This window comes from Kosakonia sp. S42, assembly GCF_016624785.1.
GTDB lineage: Bacteria > Pseudomonadota > Gammaproteobacteria > Enterobacterales > Enterobacteriaceae > Kosakonia > Kosakonia cowanii.
The window spans coordinates 1-20663 of the sequence record NZ_JACVTW010000042.1 but is presented as its reverse complement, the minus strand read 5'-3'; the positions used below and the strand labels follow the sequence as shown (position 1 = coordinate 20663).

At 58.7% G+C, this 20663-nt stretch carries 20 protein-coding genes; 12 read left to right on the top strand and 8 right to left on the bottom strand.

Translation table 11 applies throughout. The annotated features are described in order from the left end of the window. Positions 1 to 10 precede the first annotated feature (10 nt). The 4 genes from IAE50_RS23530 to IAE50_RS23515 are packed head-to-tail and all read left to right on the top strand — an operon-like array spanning position 11 to position 3537. Positions 11 to 1174, top strand: a complete 1164-nt coding sequence (locus IAE50_RS23530; protein ID WP_139567549.1) for a mandelate racemase/muconate lactonizing enzyme family protein — start codon at positions 11 to 13, stop codon at positions 1172 to 1174. Further along, positions 1168 to 2064: a dihydrodipicolinate synthase family protein gene (locus IAE50_RS23525; protein WP_139966161.1), complete on the top strand. Its 897-nt coding sequence runs from the start codon at positions 1168 to 1170 to the stop codon at positions 2062 to 2064. The genes IAE50_RS23530 and IAE50_RS23525 overlap by 7 nt, the downstream gene beginning before the upstream one ends. Beyond that, positions 2061 to 2954, top strand: a complete 894-nt coding sequence (locus tag IAE50_RS23520; RefSeq protein WP_200581479.1) for a 2-dehydro-3-deoxygalactonokinase — start codon at positions 2061 to 2063, stop codon at positions 2952 to 2954. The genes IAE50_RS23525 and IAE50_RS23520 overlap by 4 nt, the downstream gene beginning before the upstream one ends. Next, a complete protein-coding gene (locus IAE50_RS23515) occupies positions 2944 to 3537 on the top strand; it encodes a bifunctional 4-hydroxy-2-oxoglutarate aldolase/2-dehydro-3-deoxy-phosphogluconate aldolase (protein WP_200581482.1) in 594 nt (197 codons plus the stop codon). Before IAE50_RS23520 ends, IAE50_RS23515 begins: the two co-directional genes overlap by 11 nt. On the opposite strand, the gene IAE50_RS23510 is transcribed toward IAE50_RS23515, so the two are convergent. After that, positions 3520 to 4218, bottom strand: coding sequence for a helix-turn-helix domain-containing protein (locus IAE50_RS23510; protein WP_094419701.1), 699 nt, complete (start codon positions 4216 to 4218; stop codon positions 3520 to 3522). The genes IAE50_RS23515 and IAE50_RS23510 overlap by 18 nt on opposite strands. A gap of 356 nt (positions 4219 to 4574) precedes the next feature. Here IAE50_RS23510 and IAE50_RS23505 point away from each other — a divergent pair, with 356 nt between their 5' ends. Together IAE50_RS23505 and IAE50_RS23500 are read left to right on the top strand one after the other, a co-directional pair. Then, the gene (locus IAE50_RS23505) at positions 4575 to 5081 is read left to right on the top strand and encodes a ferritin-like domain-containing protein (protein ID WP_094419700.1); all 507 of its coding nucleotides are present in this window, start codon (positions 4575 to 4577) and stop codon (positions 5079 to 5081) included. 24 nt (positions 5082 to 5105) lie between these two features. Next, positions 5106 to 5984, top strand: a complete 879-nt coding sequence (locus tag IAE50_RS23500) for a manganese catalase family protein (RefSeq protein WP_023479276.1) — start codon at positions 5106 to 5108, stop codon at positions 5982 to 5984. A 45-nt stretch (positions 5985 to 6029) separates the two neighbouring features. On the opposite strand, the gene IAE50_RS23495 is transcribed toward IAE50_RS23500, so the two are convergent. Together IAE50_RS23495 and IAE50_RS23490 are read right to left on the bottom strand one after the other, a co-directional pair. Then, positions 6030 to 6863, bottom strand: coding sequence for an MBL fold metallo-hydrolase (locus IAE50_RS23495; RefSeq protein ID WP_200581478.1), 834 nt, complete (start codon positions 6861 to 6863; stop codon positions 6030 to 6032). 17 nt (positions 6864 to 6880) lie between these two features. Continuing rightward, complete coding sequence (locus tag IAE50_RS23490) at positions 6881 to 7630, bottom strand: OBAP family protein (protein WP_200581477.1); 750 nt, start codon at positions 7628 to 7630, stop codon at positions 6881 to 6883. Positions 7631 to 7893: 263 nt separating this feature from the next. On the opposite strand from IAE50_RS23490, the gene katG reads away from it, so the two are divergent. Next, on the top strand, positions 7894 to 10083 hold the full coding sequence (katG, locus tag IAE50_RS23485; protein WP_200581476.1) for a catalase/peroxidase HPI: 2190 nt from the start codon (positions 7894 to 7896) through the stop codon (positions 10081 to 10083). A 228-nt stretch (positions 10084 to 10311) separates the two neighbouring features. Here the strand turns inward: katG and IAE50_RS23480 are convergent, their stop codons facing one another. The 5 genes from IAE50_RS23480 to fdhF all read right to left on the bottom strand — a co-directional run bounded on the left by IAE50_RS23480 (position 10312) and on the right by fdhF (position 16408). Continuing rightward, complete coding sequence (locus tag IAE50_RS23480) at positions 10312 to 10521, bottom strand: hypothetical protein (RefSeq protein WP_034812560.1); 210 nt, start codon at positions 10519 to 10521, stop codon at positions 10312 to 10314. A 68-nt stretch (positions 10522 to 10589) separates the two neighbouring features. Next, positions 10590 to 11576 (bottom strand): cytochrome d ubiquinol oxidase subunit II, encoded by a 987-nt coding sequence (locus tag IAE50_RS23475; RefSeq protein ID WP_200581475.1) that lies wholly within the window; start codon positions 11574 to 11576, stop codon positions 10590 to 10592. A gap of 1 nt (position 11577) precedes the next feature. Further along, positions 11578 to 12957 carry a cytochrome ubiquinol oxidase subunit I gene (locus tag IAE50_RS23470; RefSeq protein WP_200581474.1) on the bottom strand — a complete coding sequence of 460 codons (1380 nt, stop codon included), beginning with the start codon at positions 12955 to 12957 and terminating at the stop codon, positions 11578 to 11580. Then, positions 12957 to 13436: a DUF1641 domain-containing protein gene (locus tag IAE50_RS23465; protein WP_139567541.1), complete on the bottom strand. Its 480-nt coding sequence runs from the start codon at positions 13434 to 13436 to the stop codon at positions 12957 to 12959. Before IAE50_RS23465 ends, IAE50_RS23470 begins: the two co-directional genes overlap by 1 nt. After that, on the bottom strand, positions 13436 to 16408 hold the full coding sequence (gene fdhF / locus IAE50_RS23460) for a formate dehydrogenase subunit alpha (protein ID WP_200581473.1): 2973 nt from the start codon (positions 16406 to 16408) through the stop codon (positions 13436 to 13438). Before fdhF ends, IAE50_RS23465 begins: the two co-directional genes overlap by 1 nt. 531 nt (positions 16409 to 16939) lie before the next feature. Between fdhF and IAE50_RS23455 the strand changes: the two genes are divergently transcribed. The 5 genes from IAE50_RS23455 to gap all read left to right on the top strand — a co-directional run bounded on the left by IAE50_RS23455 (position 16940) and on the right by gap (position 20547). After that, a complete protein-coding gene (locus tag IAE50_RS23455; protein ID WP_034812569.1) occupies positions 16940 to 17125 on the top strand; it encodes a general stress protein in 186 nt (61 codons plus the stop codon). A gap of 100 nt (positions 17126 to 17225) precedes the next feature. Further along, complete coding sequence (locus IAE50_RS23450; protein WP_034812573.1) at positions 17226 to 17723, top strand: ferritin-like domain-containing protein; 498 nt, start codon at positions 17226 to 17228, stop codon at positions 17721 to 17723. Positions 17724 to 18104: 381 nt separating this feature from the next. Continuing rightward, complete coding sequence (locus IAE50_RS23445; RefSeq protein ID WP_094419692.1) at positions 18105 to 18362, top strand: hypothetical protein; 258 nt, start codon at positions 18105 to 18107, stop codon at positions 18360 to 18362. A 115-nt stretch (positions 18363 to 18477) separates the two neighbouring features. Continuing rightward, on the top strand, positions 18478 to 19458 hold the full coding sequence (locus IAE50_RS23440) for a GlxA family transcriptional regulator (protein ID WP_200135719.1): 981 nt from the start codon (positions 18478 to 18480) through the stop codon (positions 19456 to 19458). A gap of 78 nt (positions 19459 to 19536) precedes the next feature. Then, positions 19537 to 20547: a type I glyceraldehyde-3-phosphate dehydrogenase gene (gene gap, locus IAE50_RS23435; protein WP_200581472.1), complete on the top strand. Its 1011-nt coding sequence runs from the start codon at positions 19537 to 19539 to the stop codon at positions 20545 to 20547. Positions 20548 to 20663 lie beyond the last annotated feature (116 nt).

The window sequence follows — 20663 nt, the reverse complement described above, 5'->3', positions numbered from 1 at the left end:
TGGAGTTGTCATGAAGATCAGCCGTATCGACTGTTTTCCGCTCAAAATCACCACGCCGCAGGCCTATCTCGGCGGCGAGGTCAAGGCGAGCGACAGTGATTACTACTACCGCCCGGAGTACCGCTGCGTCTATTCACGCAAGATGGAGACCTGTCTGGTCAAAATCACCACCGACAGCGGCCACGTCGGCTGGGGCGAAGCCCTCGCCCCCGTCGTGCCGCAGGTGATCGCCGAGCTAATTACGCAGCTCTTTGCGCCGCTGTTAACCGGCCAGTCGCCCTTTGCCAGCCAGGTGCTGAATGCGCGGATGTATGACGCAATGCGCGATCGCGGCCATATCACCGGGTATCACATTGACGCGTTGGCGGCGGTGGATATTGCGCTGTGGGATCTGAAAGGCCAGATCCTCAACCAGCCGGTTTACCAGCTGCTTGGTGGCGCATTCCGCGATCAGATCCCCTGCTATGTCTCCGGTCTGCCGGAGCCGGATCTTCCGGCGCGCTGCGCGCTGGCGTTGCGCTGGCAGCAGAAAGGCTTCAACGCCATCAAGCTGGCGCTCGGCTACGGCGTGCAGCAGGACATTGAGAATGTGCGCGCCATTCGTGACGCTCTCGGCCCGCAAGCCAGCCTCTTTCTTGATGCCCACTGGAACTACAGCGTGGCGCAGGCGGCAGAGCTTGCCAATGCGCTGCATCCTCTCGGCGTCGGCTTTCTTGAAGCGCCGCTGCTGCCGGAGGATATCGCCGGGCATCGCGAGCTGCGGGCCAAAAGCCCGCTGCCGATTGCGCTGGGCGAAACCGAGCGCACCCGCTATCAGTTCAAGCCGTTTATTGAACAGCGGGCGATGGACATTGTGCAGCCGGACGTCGGGCGCACCGGCATTACCGAGCTGATGCATATCGCCTCCCTTGCGCAGACCTGGAATTTGCAGGTCGCGCCGCACCTGAGCGTCGGCCTCGGGCCCTGCATTGCCGCGTCGATCCACGTCGCCGCCGCGCTGCCGAATCTCTTTATGCTCGAGTATCAGCCGCCGGTGTTTGAGCTTGCCAACCAGTTGCTCGATACGCCGCTGGTGTGCGAAGCGGGTCACTACACGCTGCCGCAGGGCGCGGGACTGGGAATTGCAATTAATGAAGCGCGGGTGCGCGAATCGGTAATGGGGGTCACATGTTAAAGGGTAATGTGCCAATTCTGGCGACGGCGTTTGATGAGCATGGTGCGGTGGATTTCGGCTCCATCGAGAAGTTAGTGAAATTTCTGCTGGCCCAGGGGATCGACGGGCTGGCGCTGTTTGGCAATGCGTCGGAAGGTTATGCGCTAACGACCGGGGAAAAAGAGGCGCTGTTTGCCTGTGTGAAACGTCTGACCGGCGCGTTGCCCCTTATTGCTGCCGCAGGTGGTGCCTCGGCGGTGGTGGCGATTGAAGATATTCAGCGCGTGCAGCGCTGGGGGGCGCAGGTGGCGATGGTCAACCCGCCGTCGGTAGTAAAACCCGGCCCGCAGGAGATCTACAACTTCTGGCGCGATATCTGCTCCGCCTGTGACATTGACATCATGGTGCAGGATGCGCCGCTGATGACCGGGGTGAACATCCCGGTGCCGACGCTGGTGAAGCTGTGCGAAGATTTCCCCTCCATCAAATACATCAAGGTCGAGCAACCGCCGACCACGCTGAAGATCAGCGCGCTTAAGCAGGCGCTCGGCGATCGCGTGGGGCTGTTTGGCGGCCTGAATGGCGGTTTTCTCTATGAGGAGCTGCGCCGGGGCATTATCGGCACCATGCCCGCCTGCGAATTCCCGGAGGTGATTAATGCCATTCTTCACGCCTGGCAGCACGACAAACAGGAAGCGCAGGCGATTTTCTACCGCTACCTCCCCTTCCTGCGCTACGGCGTGCAGCCGGGGCTGGGTGTCGCCATCCACAAAACCGTGCTGCACCAGGCGGGCATTTTCGCCACCGATGTGGTGCGTGAACCGGCCAAAGAACTTGATGAGGCAACGCGTGACGAACTGCGCGATTTGACCCGTGCCCTGCCGCTGGCGGTGCTGGAGGCGAGCCGATGAACTACATCGCGGTGGACTGGGGCAGCAGCAATTTCCGCGCCCTCAGCGTGCGTAACGGCGAGGTGTTTCGCAGCGTTGAGGCCGAATGCGGCGTCGGCAAATGCGCGCGCGAGGCGCTGCCGGATATTCTGCGCGAACAGCTGCTGCGCCTCGAAGAGGGCTGGGATGAGACGCTGCCGGTGCTGTTATGCGGCATGGTCGGCAGCAATATTGGCCTCGCGGACGCGGGCTATCTGGCGCTGCCGCTCAGTTTTGCCCAGTTAACGGCAAAAGGTCGCGCGCTGCCGGGCATTCTGCCCAACCCCGTCACGCTGCGTCCTGGTATTTGCGACCGGCGGGTGATGGAGATCTGCCGCGGGGAGGAGATGCAGCTTGCCGGTGCGCTGACCCTGACCACCAGCCAGACCTTCGCCGCCGTCGGCACCCACAGCAAATGGCTGACGGTCAACCGTGCGCGGCAGCAGGTGGAGAGCCTGCGCACCCTGATGACCGGCGAGCTGTGGAACCTGGTGCTCAACCACTCGATTGTCGGCAAAGGGCTGCCAGCGCAGTCTGCTTCAGATGAGGCATTTCTGCGCGGCGTGACCACTGCCCAACACGTTGAGTCCGGCGAGACGACGCTGGTGAGCGAGCTGTTTCGCTGTCGCGGGCACTATATTCTCGGCGATCTTGACCCGGCCGCAGCCGGTGCATGGCTGTCGGGTTTACTTATCGCCCATGAGATCCTGCAGGGCCACCCGCACCATGAGGCGGTCTGCTTTATTGGCAGCCGCGCGTTGCTGACGCGCTATGCCCTCGCCTGCGAGGCGCTCGATCTCCCCTTCACCACCCTTGAGGCGGAGCAGGCGCTGATCGCCGGGCTGAATGAGGTATTCCGTGATGAAGCCTGAGCAGATTGTCGCCATCCTGCGCGGGATCGAACCCGCCGGGTGCATCGAACAGGTGGCCTGCCTGCGCGATCACGGCATTACCACCATTGAGATCACTACTAACTCGCCGCAGTGGGAGAGCAGCATTACGCGGGTAGCCTCGGTGTTTGGCGACACCATCACGCTCGGCGCAGGCACCGTGCTGACCGCCCAGCAGGTGACGGCGTGCCGCGCGGCCGGGGCGCAGTTTATCCTGACGCCAAACCTCGATGCCCGCGTGGTCGAGGCAGCACAGCAGCAGGGGCTGCGCGTCTGCGCCGGGGTGTTCAGCAGCAGTGAGATTTTTCGCGCCTGCGAACTGGGGGTGGATGTGCTGAAGATCTTCCCTGCTTCGGCGCTGCCGCTCAACTTTCCGCAGATGATCAAAGGCCCGCTCTCGAAGGCCGTGCCCTTCTCTGCCGTCGGTGGCGTCGATGTCACGAATGCGGCGGCTTATCTCGCCCACTACGACAGCGTTGGAATTGGCTCATCGCTCTATAAACCGGGGCAGACGGCGGCGGTGACTGCGCAGCGCTGCCAGCAGTTATTACACCGGGGGGAGTGATTCGCCGCTGATCTTGCGCGCGGCGGAGATGAGAAACTGGCGCAGGGTGTCGATATTGACCTTGTCGCCGCCAATATTGGAGAGCGCAATCGCCGCCTGCATGCCCGGAATGATGCAGGCCAGCCGGTAATCCCCCGGCGCCCACGCCTTGCCAAACACCTGGTGCTGGCGCGCCTGCTCAATATCCTGCTGCAGAAGATGGTAATCGTGGATGCCGATACGATTGATGATCTCCTCATCGCTGAGGGTGGCGAGCAGCTTGATGCCAATCACCGAATCGCGCACCGGCCACGACTCATAATTGCCAATCGCGCGGGCGATGCTTTTGCCGCCGCGCGTATGCAGCAGGTAGACCACCTGGTTGCCGCTGAGCACGCCAATCACAATCGAGACGTTATGGCTGCCCGTCTCCTCGAGCATCTCCAGCGCGGCGGTATAAAAAGCGGAGTGGTGGATCGCGCTGGCGGAGAGGCGGTGGATGCCCATACCGAGGCGATATTTGCGCTTCGCATCCTGTTGCACCATCTCTAATGCCAGCAAGGTTTGCATCAGCCGCGTCACTTTCGCCGAGTCCAGCGCCAGCTCGCGCCCAATCTCACGAATGCCAAACGCGCGGTTGCCGGTCGCCAGTAAATTCAGGCAGCGAAACGCGTCAAATACCGTACTGTTTAATTTCGTCATTCTTATATTCTCTGCCGCTTCGCTTATTTGCGCTGCTCAAGCATAACCCGCTTTGAGATTGTTCTCAAACTCGGCGTAATAAGGGTTTTTTCGCTGCCTAATTTGACTAAAGAGCAGTTCCAGCTAGTTTTATTTGTGGGTGCGAAAAAACTTCGCTTAATAATGAGATGAGTTTTTAGATCATAGGGAAATTATTATTAGCTGATGACTTGCACATATTTAAATTAACGACTAAGCGAATCATTCCCGGTTCGTTATTCGAAACAATCATCACTGCAAAAATATTTTCTGTGCTACAGCGAAACGCTGGCACACAATTCCCCTTACGCGAAAACGACGAAGAGAAGGATTACATTATGACACCTCAAGAAAACTATCATGACTGGTTACGTGATGCCCACGCGATGGAAAAACAGGCTGAGTCGATGCTGAAGTCCATGAGCGAGCGTATCGATAACTACCCGGATCTGCGTTCCCGCATTGCCCAGCATTTAACCGAAACGCAGGGCCAGATCCAATTAATTGAAGAAGTTATGGATCGCAATAATATTAATCGTTCGGTAATGAAAGATGCCACCAGCAAAATGGCCGCGATGGGCCAGGCTTTCGGCGGTATGTTTGCACCGGATGAAGTTGTTAAAGGTTCCATCAGCAGCTACGTCTTCGAGCAATTTGAGATTGCCTGTTACACCTCCCTTATCACCGCAGCGGAAAAAGCCGGCGATATTGCCAGCGTAGATATTTTCAAACGCATTCTTGCTGAAGAAGTGGCCATGGCGGAATGGGCGCTCAATCATATTCCGGACGTTACCGCTCAATTCCTGCTGCGCAGCGATGCGGATGGCGTAGAAGCGAAAAAATAATTATTAGAATTCAGGAGGCAAGCAATGTTTCGTCACGTAAAACAACTGCAATATACGGTTCGCGTTAGCGAGCCAAACCCGGGTCTCGCCAATCTGCTGCTTGAGCAGTTTGGCGGACCGCAGGGCGAACTGGCCGCGGCGTGCCGCTACTTCACTCAGGGTCTGGGTGATGATGATGCCGGGCGTAAAGAGATGCTGATGGATATCGCGACCGAAGAACTCAGCCACCTCGAAATTATCGGCTCGCTGGTCGGTATGCTGAACAAAGGCGCGAAAGGTGCGCTGGCGGAAGGCACCGAGAGCGAAGCGGAACTCTATCGCTCCCTGACGCAGAGCGGTAACGACAGCCATGTCACCTCCCTGCTTTACGGCGGTGGCCCGGCGCTGACAAACTCTGCGGGTAAACCGTGGACGGCGTCCTATATCGACACCATCGGTGAAGTCACAGCCGATCTGCGCTCTAACATTGCCGCCGAAGCGCGGGCAAAAATCATCTATGAGCGCCTGATCAACCTCACCGACGATCCGGGTGTAAAAGATGCGCTCGGCTTCCTGATGACGCGTGAAGTGGCGCATATGATGTCGTTTGAAAAAGCGCTCTACTCAATTCGCAACAACTTTCCGCCAGGAAAACTGCCGCCAATTGAGCAGTACAGCAACGTCTACTACAACATGTCGGAAGGTGACGATCCGCGCGGCAGCTGGAACAGCGACGAGAACTTTGAGTATGTTGCCAATCCGCAGCCAGCCGTTGATGGCGGTGATGGTCTGATCACAGTACAGCTGACGCCGGAACAGCTGGCGATGGTGAAAGCGATGAGCGACCGCACCATGTCTGACCCGTCCGTTGAACCGATTACCGGTTTTGAACTGGGAACCGGCGAACCGAAGTCGAAAAAGTAATTCCGCTTACGGTTAACAAACACACCCCCTGCGGGGTGTGTTTTTTTATGCCCTGCCCTGCTGCAATGCACGCAGCTCGAGCGCATCGTGGCTGCAAAAGAGCGTCAGCTCCGCTTGATGGGCGCAGGAGAGTTCCCGCAGGCGCTGCTGGTTGACGCGGCGCGCCTGGTTGTCCATTCCCATCATCCACTGGTAAAAACGCAGCCCCGGCGTGCAGTGGCGTTCATGACGCCCCATCTCTTCCCGGTAGAACCACGCGTCGCCGCCGTGCAGCAGCCACCCTTCCGGGCGCTGGATCGCCACGCCCGCATGTCCCGGCGTATGCCCGGCAAGGGGAATAAGCAGTATCTCCGGCGGCAGGCCATGCAGCGCCGTTACCGCCTCGAAACCAAACCACCTTTCGCCCTGCGGCGCGTAACCGTGCCAGCCGGAGCGCGCGCTCCACTGCCCTGGCCGGTAACGCTCGCGCTGAAGCCAGCTGTGGCGCTGCCGGGCGGTGTCGATCTCCTGCTGCATCAGGTGTACCTGCGCATGGGGGAAGTCGGTCAGGCCTCCGGCATGGTCAAAGTCGAGATGGGTCAGCACGATATGGCGGACATCTTCCGCCTTAAAGCCGAGCGCCTGAATGCGCGACAGCGCGGTCAGCTCATCCCGGCGCTGGATGTTATTCATCAGGCGAAAGAAGCCCGACAGACGGCGCTGTGGGGCTTGCATATCCTCGCGGCCAAAACCGGTATCGACCAGCACCAGCCCGTCGCGGTCGGTCTCGATCAGCAGACAGTGGCAGACCAGGTGCGCATGCAGCCCTTTACTGAAGCCGTCATACAGCGCGCCGCCGAGCGGGCACATGCACCCACAGTTAAGGTGATGGACGATCATCGTGACCTCCCGAAAAGTCAGTGAGAATGGGCTGCGCTTTCAGAGACCGGGACGACGCGAAGCTGTACCGCCTTCCCCTGCTCCCAGGCATCTGCCCCTTTGGCGACAGGGTTAGCCGGTAGATCAGCGCGCTCGGCTTTAATCTCTTCGGTATTGATATCGAAGCGGCGATCGCGGTCGACCAGCAGCGCCGGGTTGAGCTGCCCGTCGGCGGTAAAGCCCATCATCAGCGCCGGTGTGCCAAGCGGCAGGGTTTTATCGCGATCTGTGTGCCAGGTGTGGAAGGTTTTGCCGTAGGTGTTGACGATTTTGCTCATCAGCGCCTTATCCGCCACCGCAGGCAGACCCGGCGCAACCAGGCTGCCGGATTTCACCTCATAGCGATGGCTGTGCCAGAGCTTCTTCTCTTCCGCTGGCAGGGTTTTGAACAGCCGTTCGCTGATGATGTACTCCACGCCCATCAGGCGCGCATCGCGGGTATTGCCGTCGTAGATCACCGCCTGCATCACATCCTCATTTAATACGGTGACATAGTGGTGCGCCTCCATCTGCCCCTTCTGGTTGCCGCTGTAGAAGTGGAAACCATCGAGATAGGTGCTGATGGCGTCAATCGGTGGGCGGGACTGCATCACCGCCGCGCCGCTCTCCAGCGTCTGTAATTTACCCGAGGTTTTTTCACCGGGGATCGGCGTCTGCGGCGGGGTGTTATTGGCGTTGCATCCGGCAAGAGCGAGGGGAAGTACGAGGTACAGGACCAGCCTTTTCATTGTCTCTCCTTTGATCATGATCTGGAGTTATGAGGGTAGTCCATTGCGGCTATTCAGCCAGTGAAAAAGGCAAATCAGATCGGCGCAAACGCAGCGGTGGCGCGGGCTGCACGATATATCCCCATCCATAACCGGGGAGTGTGCCGCTGAGCAGTCTGATTTCTAAGAAAGGTATTAACTATCAAATCCGTAGATTCATCCAAGTACCTTTAAATATGGCGGCGAGATATCGTAAAGGCATACGTAAGCCAATGGAGCCAGTTATGAGCACGTCAGACGAGACTAACCGCGATGCCGGAATGGGCAAATGCCCGTTTCATCATGAAGCCAGCAAGCCGGAAACGAAAAGCAGCGGACCTACCACCAACCGTGACTGGTGGCCGAACCAGCTGCGTGTCGATCTGTTAAATCAGCACTCCAGCCGCTCGAACCCGCTGGGCGAGCAGTTCAACTACCGCGAAGCCTTTAAACAACTCGATTACAGCGCCCTGAAAGCCGATATTCGCGGCGTGCTCACCGACTCCCAGGAGTGGTGGCCCGCAGACTGGGGCAGCTACATTGGTCTCTTTATTCGTATGGCCTGGCACAGCGCCGGTACCTACCGCACCGTTGACGGACGCGGCGGCTCTGGCCGTGGTCAGCAGCGTTTCGCCCCGCTCAACTCCTGGCCTGATAACGTTAGCCTCGATAAAGCCCGCCGCCTGCTGTGGCCGGTGAAACAGAAGTATGGGCAGCAGATCTCTTGGGCCGATTTGATGATCCTCGCCGGGAACGTTGCGCTGGAGAACTCTGGCTTCCGTACCTTTGGTTTTGGCGCAGGCCGCGAAGATGTCTGGGAACCGGATATGGACGTGGACTGGGGCAGCGAGAAGGAGTGGCTGACCCACCGCCACCCGGAAAGCCTGGCGCAGGCCGCCATTGGCGCGACCGAGATGGGGCTGATTTACGTTAACCCGGAAGGGCCAAACGCCAGCGGGGAGCCGATCTCCGCCGCCGCCGCGATCCGTGCGACCTTTGGCAATATGGGGATGAATGACGAAGAGACCGTGGCGCTGATCGCCGGGGGTCATACGCTGGGCAAAACTCACGGTGCGGCCCATGCGCCGGATTATGTTGGTGCTGACCCGGAGACCGCGCCGCTGGAAGCGCAGGGGCTTGGCTGGAGCAGCAGTTATGGTAGCGGCGTTGGCGCAGATGCCATCACCTCCGGGCTGGAAGTGGCCTGGACGCAAACCCCGACGCAGTGGAGCCACTACTTCTTCGAGAACCTGTTCAAATATGAGTGGGTACAGACCCGCAGCCCGGGCGGCGCGATCCAGTTTGAAGCGGCCGATGCCGATGCCGTGATCCCGGATCCATTTGACCCGGAGAAGAAACGCAAACCGACAATGCTGGTGACTGACCTGACCCTGCGCTTCGACCCGGAGTTTGAAAAAATCTCCCGCCGCTTCCTTAACGATCCGCAGGCGTTTAACGAAGCGTTTGCCCGTGCGTGGTTCAAACTGACCCACCGCGATATGGGGCCGAAATCACGCTACATTGGCCCGGAAGTACCGAAAGAAGATCTGATCTGGCAGGATCCGCTGCCGGTGGCAGTGCATCAGCCAAACGGTGCCGATATCGCCAGCCTGAAAGCGGCGATTGCCGAATCTGGCCTGTCGGTGAGCGAACTGGTCTCTGTCGCCTGGGCGTCGGCCTCCACCTTCCGTGGTGGCGACAAACGCGGCGGTGCTAACGGCGCGCGTCTGGCGCTGGCCCCGCAGAACGGCTGGGAAGTGAATGCCATTGCGGCGAAAGCGCTGCCTGCCCTGCAAAGCATTCAGCAGACCTCCGGCAAAGCGTCGCTGGCGGATGTGATTGTGCTGGCAGGTGTGGTCGGGGTGGAAAAAGCGGCAGCCGCTGCCGGGGTGCAGATCACCGTTCCCTTCACGCCAGGCCGCGTGGATGCGCGTCAGGATCAGACCGACGTTGACTCCTTTGCTTTAATGGAGCCGCTGGCCGATGGTTTCCGCAACTATCGCCGCGTCTGGGATGGCGTCAGCACCGAAACGCTGCTGGTGGATAAAGCCCAGCAGCTGACCTTGACCGCGCCGGAGATGACCGCGCTGGTTGGCGGCCTGCGTGCGCTGGGTGCCAACTATGATGGCAGCAAACACGGCGTCTTTACCGACAACGTGGGCGTGCTGAACACCGACTTCTTCGTCAATCTGCTCGATATGCGCACCGTCTGGCAGGCGAGCGACGACAAAGGCGAACTGTTTGACGGCCGCGATCGTCGCAGCGGTGAGGTGAAATTTACCGCTACCCGCGCCGACCTGGTGTTTGGCTCCAACTCGGTGCTGCGCGCCCTGGCGGAAGTCTATGCCAGCGCTGACGGTAAAGAGAAGTTTGTCACCGACTTCGTCGCCGCCTGGACGAAAGTGATGAATCTGGATCGCTTCGACCTGCTGTAAGCTTGCTTAACCGTACACGCCTGCGCCGCCTGAAAAGGGGCGCAGGCTTTTTTATGGCAAAAAAATCCCGGCAGGCTGCCGGGAAAAGTGTGTGATAACGAGTTAAGTGCGGCGGCTAAGCAGCCGCCAAAAATTCGGGTAACAACAGATCAAGCCGCAGGCTTTCCGGCAGGCTTGCGGTCATTAAAAGGGATGATTGTCACGCCGGTGTGACAGTTGCGTGGCATTTTAGCCCGAGGTGTGGGAGGTCTCCTGCTCCAGCGTCAGCACAAAATGGCGATCGTGGCGTTCGATTTTCGCCCCGCTCAAACCATAGTTGGTGGTTAACATAAAAAAGGTATCGGCATCGACATCAAATGCCAGCTCGACCTGCTGATATTTGCCCGATGTCGCCATCTGATACGCCTGTTTCAGGTTGTACGCTTTTGCTCTGGACATAAAGCCCTCTCCGCGTAGTGCCGTTGTAGAAACCATCGCCCCTATTCTTATAGACCGCTTTTGCCAGACTAGCCGCCAATTTTTCCACTAAATAACCGAAATCCCCAGGTGTTATAGAGCAGCGTCACCGGCACCAACAGGCCATAACTTATCAGCAGGAATTTTTGCGTGGCAGGCGGTGCTGCCGCCTGGCTGAGAGTAAGATGCGGCGGCACGATCCACGGAAAGAGCGTGAAGGCGAGCAGGCAAAACGCCACGCTGACCATCACCAGCACGCCGAGCAGCGGCAAAAAATCGCGCCCTTTGCGCAGGCCAACAATAAACAGCGCCATTCCCGCAAGGGCCACCGCAAGCGATGGCCCCCACAAGAACGGGTTGAGCAGATGCTGCCGCCAGCTCTCCTGTAACTGCGCGCACCACACCAGCAGGCCTGCAATCATCACCAGGCCAATCAGCGCCAGCCACGGCAAAAGCCGCCGCGCCCAGGCACGCAGCCCGCCGGTCATACGCCACACCAGCCAGCCCGCGCCGAGCCACGCATAGCCCAGCGCCAGCGCCACGCCGCAGTAAAGGGGGAAAGGCCGCAGCCACTCAAACCCGGTACCGGTAAACTGCTGCCCGTCGGTAGCGATCCCCTGCATCAGGGCACCGACCACCACGCCCTGCGCCAGCGCAGTGAGGAGCGAGCCGCTAAAAAGCATGGCGTCGAAAAGCCGTGGCGCATGGGGGCGAAACTCAATCGCCATGCCGCGCACCACCAGCGCCAGCATCATCACAAACAGCGGAATATAGAGCGCGCTCAGCACAATGCCATACGCCAGCGGAAAGAGGCCGAGCAGGCCACCCGCCGCCAGCACCAGCCAGGTTTCATTCCCGTCCCACACCGGCAGCAGCGAAAGGTTAATATCCTGCCGCGCCTGCGCATTTCGCTGAAAGGCGGTCAGGATCCCGGCACCGAGATCGGTGCCATCAAGTAGCACGTAGATCAGCAGACTGCCCGCCAGCGCCACGGCGGAAAGCGTTTCAAGCCAGGGAAAACCGAGGATCGTTAACATATTACTGCGCCCCCTTGCCGCTACGCTGCGCCACTTCCGGTGCCGCGCCCGGCTCATCCTCAGTGGGCAGGTGCAACATCAGTTTGAGTAAAAACCACAGGCCGAGGGCGAAGACCAGTAAATAGACCAGCACGGTGGCAATAAGCGAGCCGAGCACCAGTTGCCCGCTGATGGGCGAGACGCTATCCACGGTGCGCAGCACACCGTACACGCTCCACGGCTGGCGTCCGGTCTCTGTGACCCACCAACCAGCGAGCATCGCCACAAAGCCCGCGGGGGCCATCAGCACCATCACGCGCTGTAACCAGCGTGCCTGCCACAATCTGCCGCGCAGGCGCACCACCAGGCCTGCAATCCCGGTTGCCACCATCAGCAGACCGAGGCCAACCATCAGGCGAAAGGCCCAGAATACGCCCGGCACCCATGGCAGATCCGCCGCCGGATACTGGTTCAGCGTATGGATACGCCCCTGCAAATTGTGCCGCAGATAGAGGGAGCCGATGTTGGGAATGGCGACTTCGTAGTGGTTACGCCGCGCCTGCATATCCGGCAGCGCAAAGAGGCGCAGCGGTTCACCTTCGCCCGCAGGCGGCGGATCCCACGCGCCCTCCATTGCCGCCAGTTTGATCGGTTGATGATCGCGGGTGTTCTCGCCGTGCAGATCGCCCAGCACCACCTGCAAAGGTGCCAGCAGTACCAGCATCCACATCGCCAGCGAGAACATTTTGCGGGCAGGCAGAGCGCGTGCGTCGCGCAGCAGATGCCATGCGCCGCAGGCCGCCACCAGGCAGGCGGTGCCGAGCAGCGCCGCCACCGTCATATGCGCCAGCCGCCACGGGAAGGAGGGGTTGAAAATAGCCGCCCACCAGTCGACGGGCAGAAAACGCCCGTCGGCGGCCAGCGTATAGCCATCCGGCGTCTGCATCCATGAGTTGGCCGCAAGGATCCAGAAGGCGCTGAACAGCGTACCAATGGCGACAATGGTGGTAGCCATAAAGTGCACCCACGGGCGCACCCGGCCCATGCCGAAGAGCATCACCCCCATAAACCCCGCTTCGAGGAAGAAGGCGACGAGGATCTCCATATACATCATCGGCCCGAGTATCGCCCCGGCGCGGCTGGAGAGTGCGCTCCAGTTGGTGCCGAAGACAAACTCCATCACCACGCCGGTGACCACGCCGACCGCCACGTTGAGGGCGAAGATCTTGCTCCAGTAGCGCCAGAGCGAGAGCCACACTGGCTGCCTGCGCCACAGCCACATCCCTTCCAGAAACATCAGAAACAGCGCGAGGCCGAGGGTAAAAGCCGCCAGCACAATATGAAAGCCGATGGTGAAGGCAAACTGGCTGCGCGCCAGCAGCAGAGCGAACTCCTGGCTCATTACGCGTCGCTGGGTTTGCCGGTGAAGGCGGAGATCGGTTTATCCACCGGCTCCTCCATGCGCCGCGAAAAAGCTTTCAGCCCCTGTAATAGCGGCTGCACGGCACCCCACAACTCATCGTCCTGCAACATTTTCCACACGCCGTGCACGCCAGGCGCTTTATGCTGCTCCTGCGACGGCGGCTGGCTGAAGGCCTCTGCCATGTCGCGCAGGCCAAAGGCCAGCTTGTACATCTTGTCCGGCGAGACGCTGGAGAGCGCCATCAGCAGCACCGAGATATTTTGCAGGGCGTTGAGCGTCCCTTCGCGCTGCAGGCCCTTTACTAACACCTCGGCGATTTCGTTATTGGCACCAACCACATCGTTGGCGAGGCGCAGCACGCCGTGTTCGTGCAATGTCTGAAGTAAACGCTCCAGCTCTTCATGGGCGTCGGGGCCGATTTTGGCCGGCTCCGGCTGATAATCAATTGCTTTAGCCATTAAAATTTCTCCGGATGGGGTTCGCTTGCGGGGGGCTGGCGGTAGTCGTCGCGCTGCCACTTCTCTTCGACAGGCACCTTATCAATCGGCGTGCGGCTGCCGTGGCGGAAATTGTGTTTTGGTAGCGGGTCCGGCAGCGGCGGGCGATCGAGCAGCGTCAGGCGCACCGCCAGCTCTTTATAGGCCGGGGTATTCACCTGCGGATCGTGGTGCTCGCCGGTAAGGATATTGACGCCCTCTTTGCCGTGATGAATAGGAATAAAGAGTTCGTTGCCCGCCACGCGATCGGTGATCACCACCGGCACGTCGATCTCACCGCGTCGGGAGGTGAGTTTCACCCAGCTTCCCTCCTGCAACCCGCGCGCGGCGGCAAGGGTCGGGCTGACCTCCACAAACCCGTTTGGCGACAGGCTGGTGGTGCGCCCGCCCTGCCCGCTCTGGTTGGTGGACTGGAAATGCTCCAGCATGCGGCCATTGTTAAGATGCAGATCGTATTCGTCATCGGCACTCTCTTCCGGCGCACTCCAGCTTAGCGGGTAGAGGTTGGCGCGCCCATCCGGCGTGTTAAAGCGCTCGGTATAGAGCAACGGCGTGCTGCTGCCATCCGCCTTCACCGGCCAGATTTGCGATTTCCACCCTTCGAGGCGCTGATAGCTGACGCCCGCGAAGCTCTGCGCAATGCTCGCGGCCTCATGCATAATCTCCTGCGGGTGTTGATACCCCCAGTCATAGCCCATACGCGCGGCGAGCTGGGTGAGGATCTGCCAGTCCGGGCGGCTGTCGCCGAGCGGCGGCATCACCGGATAAAAACGCTGGATGCGCCGCTCGGTGTTCACAAAACTGCCCTCTTTTTCCACGCTCGGGCAGCCGGGCAGCACCACGTCGGCAAACTGCGCGGTGCGGCTGAGAAAGAGATCCTGCACCACCAGAAAGTCGAGGTCAGTGAAGCCTTCATGCACACTGTGGGCATCGGCATCCGCAAAAGCGGTATCTTCGCCAATCACATACATGGCGCGGATCTGCTTTTCGCGCGCCATCTTCACCATCATAAAGTTGTCCTCCCCCACCTCCAGCGAGAGCCGTTCTGCTGGCACGCCCCAGGCGTTGGCCCATTTCGCGCGCACGGCGGGATCGCTGACGGACTCATAGCCGGGGTAGAAGTTTTTCAGGCAGCCGAAATCGCTCGCCCCCTGCACATTATTATGTCCGCGCATCGGATAGCCGCCAGTGCCCGGCCGCCCATAGTTGCCGGTCACCAGTAATAGATTAGAGAGTGCGGTGCTGGCATCCGCACCGTGGCTGTGCTGCGTGATGCCCATCGCCCACATAATGCAGACACGCCCGGCCTTGCCGATCATCTCGGCGGCGCGGGTGAGGAGCTCGGGCGATAAGCCGGTCTGTTCGGCGGCAAAATCAAGTGTGAATGGGGCAAGGGACTGGCGATACTCCTCCACCTTGTTGACCCGGCTGGCGAGGAACGCCTCATCGGCATAGCCGTTATCAAACATGTAGCGCGACATGGCGCTGGCCCAGGCGAGATCGCTTCCGGGCTGAATGCGCAGGTGTAGATCGGCGCGCCCGGCCATTTCGTGGCGACGCGGATCAACCACCAGCCACTGCTGCCCATGGTGCTTTTTCGCCGCTTTCAGACGTGAGGCGATCACCGGGTGGTTTTCGGCGGTGTTGCTGCCAACAATGATCACCAGATCGGCCTTGATAAGATCCTCGATGGTACCGGCATCGCCGCCATAGCCAACGGTGCGGAACAGCCCTTCGGTCGCCGGGTTCTGGCAGTAGCGGGAGGAGTTATCAACGCTGTTGGTGCCAATAATCGCGCGGGCGATTTTCTGCGTCAGATAAGCCTCTTCATTGCTGCCTTTGCTGGAGCCGATAAAACCGATGCTCTCTGCGCCAGCGTTATCGCGGATCGAGAGCAGGCGTGTCGCCACCAGATCGAGCGCCTCATCCCAGCTTGCCGGGCGGAAGCGCCCGTTTTCGCGGATCAGCGGTGTGGTGATGCGCTCCGGGCTGTTGATAAAGTCCCAGGCAAATTTGCCCTTCACGCAGGTGGAGATGCTGTTAACCGGCGCTTCGACGCTCGGCTGCACCTTTAACAGGTGGCGATCGCGGGTCCACATCTCAAAGGAGCAGCCAACACCGCAGTAGGTGCAGACGGTTTTGGTGCGTTTGATCTCCTGCTGGCGCAGGTGGGTGTCGATTACCGAAACGCCGGAGATAATCTCCGCCCCGGTGGAGTTCTCGAGGGTTTTGATGATGTCGATCAGCGGGCGCTTCAGCGACTGGCGCATCGAGGTGAATGGCCCGGCATCGGGCTGCATGCTCTTCTCCATTAGCGCATTGCAGGGGCAGACCGTCACGCAGTGCCCGCAGCTTACACAGCTGGATCCGGCAATCTGTGTGCCGCCGTCCCACAGCACGCGCGGGTGCTCCATGGTGTAATCGATGCTCAGGGTTTCATTCACTTCAACATTCTGGCAAGCATCCACACAGCGGCCGCAGAGAATGCACTGATCGGGATCGTAGGTGTAAAAGGGGTTGGAGTGATCTTTGACATAGGGTTTGCGCTCAAAGGCATAGCGCTGAATCGGGATATGAATATCCACCACGGTGTTATGCAGCGTGCAGTCGCCGGTGTTGTGTTCGCAGACGGTGCAGTAGAGTTCATGTTTTGCCAGCAGGCGATCCATCCCCTCTTCGCGCGCCGCGCGGGCCGGTTCGTTCGCTGAATTAATCACCATCCCTTCGCGGCTACGCAGCGTGCAGCCGCGTACCAGCTCGCCTTCCGATTCCACCCAGCAGACATCGCAGGTTTGCAGCGGATCGAGCGCCGGGTGGTAACAGACGTGGGGCAGTTTCACATTACAGTGTTCAAGGAAGGGGATCAGCGGCATGTCCGCCGGGCCAATAAGGGGCTTACCATCATAAATGACGGTACATTTTTGCAGGCTCATGTTACTTCCTCACCAATAAAGGGCTGTACGTCCACTCCCGGTGCAATCGGCCACGCGTTGCAGCGCGCCTCGTCGCCCCTGTTCGGGTGGCGTATCGGTTATTAAGGTTTAAACGTAGACCCTGCCGCCCCGCTGAGCCAAACGGCCACGATATATTTATTCGTAAGTCTAAGATTTCTCTCAAAACCATAAGCAAAAATGATATATCTCGCCCTTTCGAACGTAAATTTTTGTCAAAAAAAGCGCAGCGCAAGAATGTTTTGTGACAATCAACGCCGATAGTTTCGTGGGTTATTATTCGGATTGAGTTTTACTTTTCGCTAAGTCACTTATTTTAAAGATGCCTTTCAGATGACCGTTTGGTCTAATTAAAATATATCCTCTTAAACGATATTATATTTTTGTTAATTTCCGCCTTCCCCCTGCCGTTTGACTATTCCACAAGCGGGTCTAAATTTAATGACGAACGTCGGCGACACTGCTCACAAATAAAGTGTCGTTACACTGAAACAACGAAACAGGAGAAATATTATGGCTGAACATCGTGGTGGCTCAGGTAATTTCGCCGAGAATCGTGAAAAGGCATCAGAAGCAGGCCGCAAAGGCGGTCAACAGAGCGGCGGTAATTTCAAAAACGATCCGCAGCGCGCTTCCGAAGCAGGTAAAAAAGGCGGCCAGAATAGCCACAGCGGCGGCCGTAAATCTGGCAATAACTAATATTGCTGTGACGGAATAATTACTGCTTTGAAATTAAAGATTAATAACTGGCGAGCCAGCGATGGCTCGCTATTTTTAACGCTATTATTGGGTGGATATTATGCAGATTAATACGCTTAACGACCTTTTTATTCATGGTTTATCCGACATTTACAGCGCTGAGAAGCAGCTGGCGCGCGCACTGACCAAAATGGCGCGCGAAGCCTCTAACGCTGAGCTGGTGCAGGCATTTAAACAGCACCTGGAAGAGACCCATGGTCAGATTGAACGTATCGATATGCTGCTGGAAGCAGAAGCTAACGTGAAACTGAAACGTATGAAATGTCATGCGATGGAAGGTCTGGTTGAAGAAGCGAACGAAGTGATCGAAGCGAGCGAAAAAGGCACCCTGCGCGATGCCGGTCTGATTGCCGCAGCGCAAAAAGTGGAGCACTACGAAATTGCCTCTTACGGCACGCTCTGCACGCTGGCAAAACAGCTGGGCTATAAGAAAGCCGCTGAGCTGCTGGCGCAAACGCTGGAAGAGGAGAAAAATACCGATAATCTCCTGACTAAAATCGCCACCAGCAAAATTAACCAGAAAGCAGAAGTGGAATAATTTTCCGCTTCGTTGTGGCTGATAACTGCTTTAAATGACAGTGAATTAATCTGCGGTCAATTTAAAGGCGTTATCAGCCAAAAGAGTATGCGAACACCAAGGTAAACGGTACGGCAAAATTCAGGCAGGGCGAACTCTTGTTATTGCACGATAAATTAACGGCGATAACCTGAGCGGTCATTAACATAAGAATGACCTAATCCCTTGATTTAGCACTTTGATTAGCTGTACTAAACTATTTCAGGATGCACGGTGTGTTACAGCGGCATCCCTCTTTTACTGGCGTGGTCTTTACGATCACCACTCCTGGAACATATTGCGGCAATGTCGGCACCTCGATTCGCAATCAGACAGGCTGTCGTCACCGATGAGGAACAAGATATGCAACAGAACCTGAAACGTGTAAGGAATGTCCGTGTTAATTCGCGCACCAGCGCCGATCTCGGCTGGCAGGTGCAGGATGAGTTTGAACGTACTCGCCTGGAAAAACCCTTCGTACCGGTACAGGTGGCCGCCAGTAATGAAGACGCAATGCCACGCGCACACCGTGAACCGAAGCTCGATCCGCTCCAGCAATACCTCGTCGCAAGGATGGCAAATCGCCAGCAGGTGCAGGAGCTGGCTGAACAACATGAGTAACAGAGGGTAAAGACCCTCCCGCTACGTGCCTTGCCTGACTTGCCCGGCCTTTATACGCCGGGCATTTTTATCTCCGCTGGTTGACTTATTTTGTTATCAGCGTACTTTTCAGGACATGAAAACCTTCCTGATTATTGTGCCCGATGGCGGCATGCTGTTTGAATCCGCCGGTATTGCCGACATTCTGATGCAGGCCAATCGCCTGCACCCGGACGGCACCGGTGAACCCCGTTACACCCTGCGTATTGCCACTACCCAACCTCACCCGGTGATCCATGGTCAGTCTGGTTTAAACCTGTTAGCCGACCATCGGCTGCCGGAGATCGATCCGCGCAAGCCCTGGGACACTATTATGATCACCGGTCGCGGTAACGACGAAGAGGAAGGCACGGCGGTGGTGGACTGGCTGCGTCTTGCCGCCCCCCACGCGCGCCGCGTGGTCTCCATCTGCGGCGGCGCGATGCTGCTGGCGCAGGCGGGTCTGCTTGATGGTCGCCGGGCGACAACACACTGGCGGCTGCTGGAGACGATGCAGCGTTGTTATCCCACTATTACAGTCGAGAGTGGCCCGCTCTATATTCAGGATGGCCCGGTCTGGACCTCCGGCGGCGTCAGCTCCGGGTTCGATCTTACCCTTGCGCTGGTGGAGGAGGATTACGGATTTACCCTCGCCCGCGATGTGGCGCAGGATCTGGTGATGTATTTGCGCCGCCCCGGCGGGCAACTCCAGTTCAGCCGCTACCATCTGCAACAGGCCGAAAACAGTGGGCCTATCAGCACGCTGCAAAGCTGGATATTGCAAAACCTCGCAGCGGATTTAAGCGTGGAGGCGCTGGCCGAACAGGTGGCGATGAGCCCGCGCAATTTCACCCGCGTCTTTACCCGCGAAACCGGCATCTCCCCGGCGCGTTATGTTGCCGAAGCGCGTCTTGCCGCCGCGCGCGACAGGCTCGAGCAGAGCCGCGACACGCTGGATCGCATCGCCCTGCAAACCGGCTTTGGCAGCAGCATCAACCTGCGCCGCACCTTTGAACGCCAGTTGCACCTCACTCCCGGCGAATATCGCCAGCGTTTCCACCGCCGCACTTTGGCGTAAAGTGATCCTTTTTTGTCATTTACGCCAAAAGATGCCAGGCCTACAGTGAATGCAGACCCCGATTGGAAGGAGAGCATCATGGTTAAGGTTGGCATTAATGGTTTTGGCCGTATCGGCCGCAACGTGTTGCGCGCAGCACTCGGCAATGCAGACGTCGAGATTGTGGCGATCAACGATCTCACCGACAGTAAAACCCTCGCGCACCTGCTGAAGTACGACTCCCTCTCCGGCACCCTGCCGGTGCCGGTTGAGGCGGGCGAAGGCGAGCTGCGGGTTGATGGCAAAACGATCCGCGTGTTTAGCGAGCGCGATCCGGCAGCGATCCCGTGGCGCGAGGTGGGCGCAGAGATAGTGATCGAAGCGACCGGCTTTTTTACCGACCGTGAGAAAGCGGCGGTACATATCAGCAGCGGCGGCGCAAAGCGGGTGATTATCTCCGCGCCGGGTAAAAACGACGATTTAACCATTGTGCTGGGCGTAAACGACGGGCAGTACGATCCGCAAAAACACCATGTGGTGAGCAACGGTAGCTGCACCACGAACGGTCTGGCTCCCGCCGCCCAGGTGCTGCATCAGCACTTTGGCATTGAGCATGGCCTGATGAACACCACCCATGCTTACACCAACAGCCAGGCGCTGCACGACCAGCCGGAGAAAGATCTGCGCGGTGCGCGTGCGGCGGCGCTCTCAATTGTCCCCTACTCCAGCGGCGCGGCAAAAGCGCTAGGGAAAGTGATCCCGGAACTCGAAGGTCGCCTGACCGGGTATTCGTTACGCGTGCCGGTGCCGGTGGTGTCGATTGTTGACCTGACCGTCACCCTGAAGCGCGATGTAACGGCAGATGAAGTGAATAACGCCTTCCGCGAAGCCGCCGCCGCCGGGCCATTGCAAGGGATCCTCGGTTACAGCGATGAGCCGCTGGTCTCCAGCGATTATCAGGGCGATGCGCGATCATCGATTATCGACGGCCTCTCAACGCTGGTGATTGGCGGCAATATGGTGAAAATCCTCGCCTGGTACGATAACGAGTGGGGATTCTCCAACCGGCTGGTTGAGCTGGCAGCGCTGATGGCGAAACGCGGGCTGTAAGCGGATTGCCGGAGTTGGATTTGTGGAAAGGTTCCGTTCACCAGGCGCTGGGGAGTTTCATTAAACTCTTCTGCGGTGAACGGGACAAGGGAAGCGGCCGCGCTCCCCTTGTCAAT

What these genes read in the sequence shown, in the direction of transcription:
- IAE50_RS23530 (WP_139567549.1), top strand. Translation starts at nt 11, where the DNA reads ATGAAGATCAGCCGTATCGACTGTTTTCCGCTCAAAATCACCACGCCG.
- IAE50_RS23525 (WP_139966161.1), top strand. Translation starts at nt 1,168, where the DNA reads ATGTTAAAGGGTAATGTGCCAATTCTGGCGACGGCGTTTGATGAGCAT.
- IAE50_RS23520 (WP_200581479.1), top strand. Translation starts at nt 2,061, where the DNA reads ATGAACTACATCGCGGTGGACTGGGGCAGCAGCAATTTCCGCGCCCTC.
- IAE50_RS23515 (WP_200581482.1), top strand. Translation starts at nt 2,944, where the DNA reads ATGAAGCCTGAGCAGATTGTCGCCATCCTGCGCGGGATCGAACCCGCC.
- IAE50_RS23510 (WP_094419701.1), bottom strand. Translation starts at nt 4,218, where the DNA reads ATGACGAAATTAAACAGTACGGTATTTGACGCGTTTCGCTGCCTGAAT.
- IAE50_RS23505 (WP_094419700.1), top strand. Translation starts at nt 4,575, where the DNA reads ATGACACCTCAAGAAAACTATCATGACTGGTTACGTGATGCCCACGCG.
- IAE50_RS23500 (WP_023479276.1), top strand. Translation starts at nt 5,106, where the DNA reads ATGTTTCGTCACGTAAAACAACTGCAATATACGGTTCGCGTTAGCGAG.
- IAE50_RS23495 (WP_200581478.1), bottom strand. Translation starts at nt 6,863, where the DNA reads ATGATCGTCCATCACCTTAACTGTGGGTGCATGTGCCCGCTCGGCGGC.
- IAE50_RS23490 (WP_200581477.1), bottom strand. Translation starts at nt 7,630, where the DNA reads ATGAAAAGGCTGGTCCTGTACCTCGTACTTCCCCTCGCTCTTGCCGGA.
- katG (WP_200581476.1), top strand. Translation starts at nt 7,894, where the DNA reads ATGAGCACGTCAGACGAGACTAACCGCGATGCCGGAATGGGCAAATGC.
- IAE50_RS23480 (WP_034812560.1), bottom strand. Translation starts at nt 10,521, where the DNA reads ATGTCCAGAGCAAAAGCGTACAACCTGAAACAGGCGTATCAGATGGCG.
- IAE50_RS23475 (WP_200581475.1), bottom strand. Translation starts at nt 11,576, where the DNA reads ATGTTAACGATCCTCGGTTTTCCCTGGCTTGAAACGCTTTCCGCCGTG.
- IAE50_RS23470 (WP_200581474.1), bottom strand. Translation starts at nt 12,957, where the DNA reads ATGAGCCAGGAGTTCGCTCTGCTGCTGGCGCGCAGCCAGTTTGCCTTC.
- IAE50_RS23465 (WP_139567541.1), bottom strand. Translation starts at nt 13,436, where the DNA reads ATGGCTAAAGCAATTGATTATCAGCCGGAGCCGGCCAAAATCGGCCCC.
- fdhF (WP_200581473.1), bottom strand. Translation starts at nt 16,408, where the DNA reads ATGAGCCTGCAAAAATGTACCGTCATTTATGATGGTAAGCCCCTTATT.
- IAE50_RS23455 (WP_034812569.1), top strand. Translation starts at nt 16,940, where the DNA reads ATGGCTGAACATCGTGGTGGCTCAGGTAATTTCGCCGAGAATCGTGAA.
- IAE50_RS23450 (WP_034812573.1), top strand. Translation starts at nt 17,226, where the DNA reads ATGCAGATTAATACGCTTAACGACCTTTTTATTCATGGTTTATCCGAC.
- IAE50_RS23445 (WP_094419692.1), top strand. Translation starts at nt 18,105, where the DNA reads ATGCAACAGAACCTGAAACGTGTAAGGAATGTCCGTGTTAATTCGCGC.
- IAE50_RS23440 (WP_200135719.1), top strand. Translation starts at nt 18,478, where the DNA reads ATGAAAACCTTCCTGATTATTGTGCCCGATGGCGGCATGCTGTTTGAA.
- gap (WP_200581472.1), top strand. Translation starts at nt 19,537, where the DNA reads ATGGTTAAGGTTGGCATTAATGGTTTTGGCCGTATCGGCCGCAACGTG.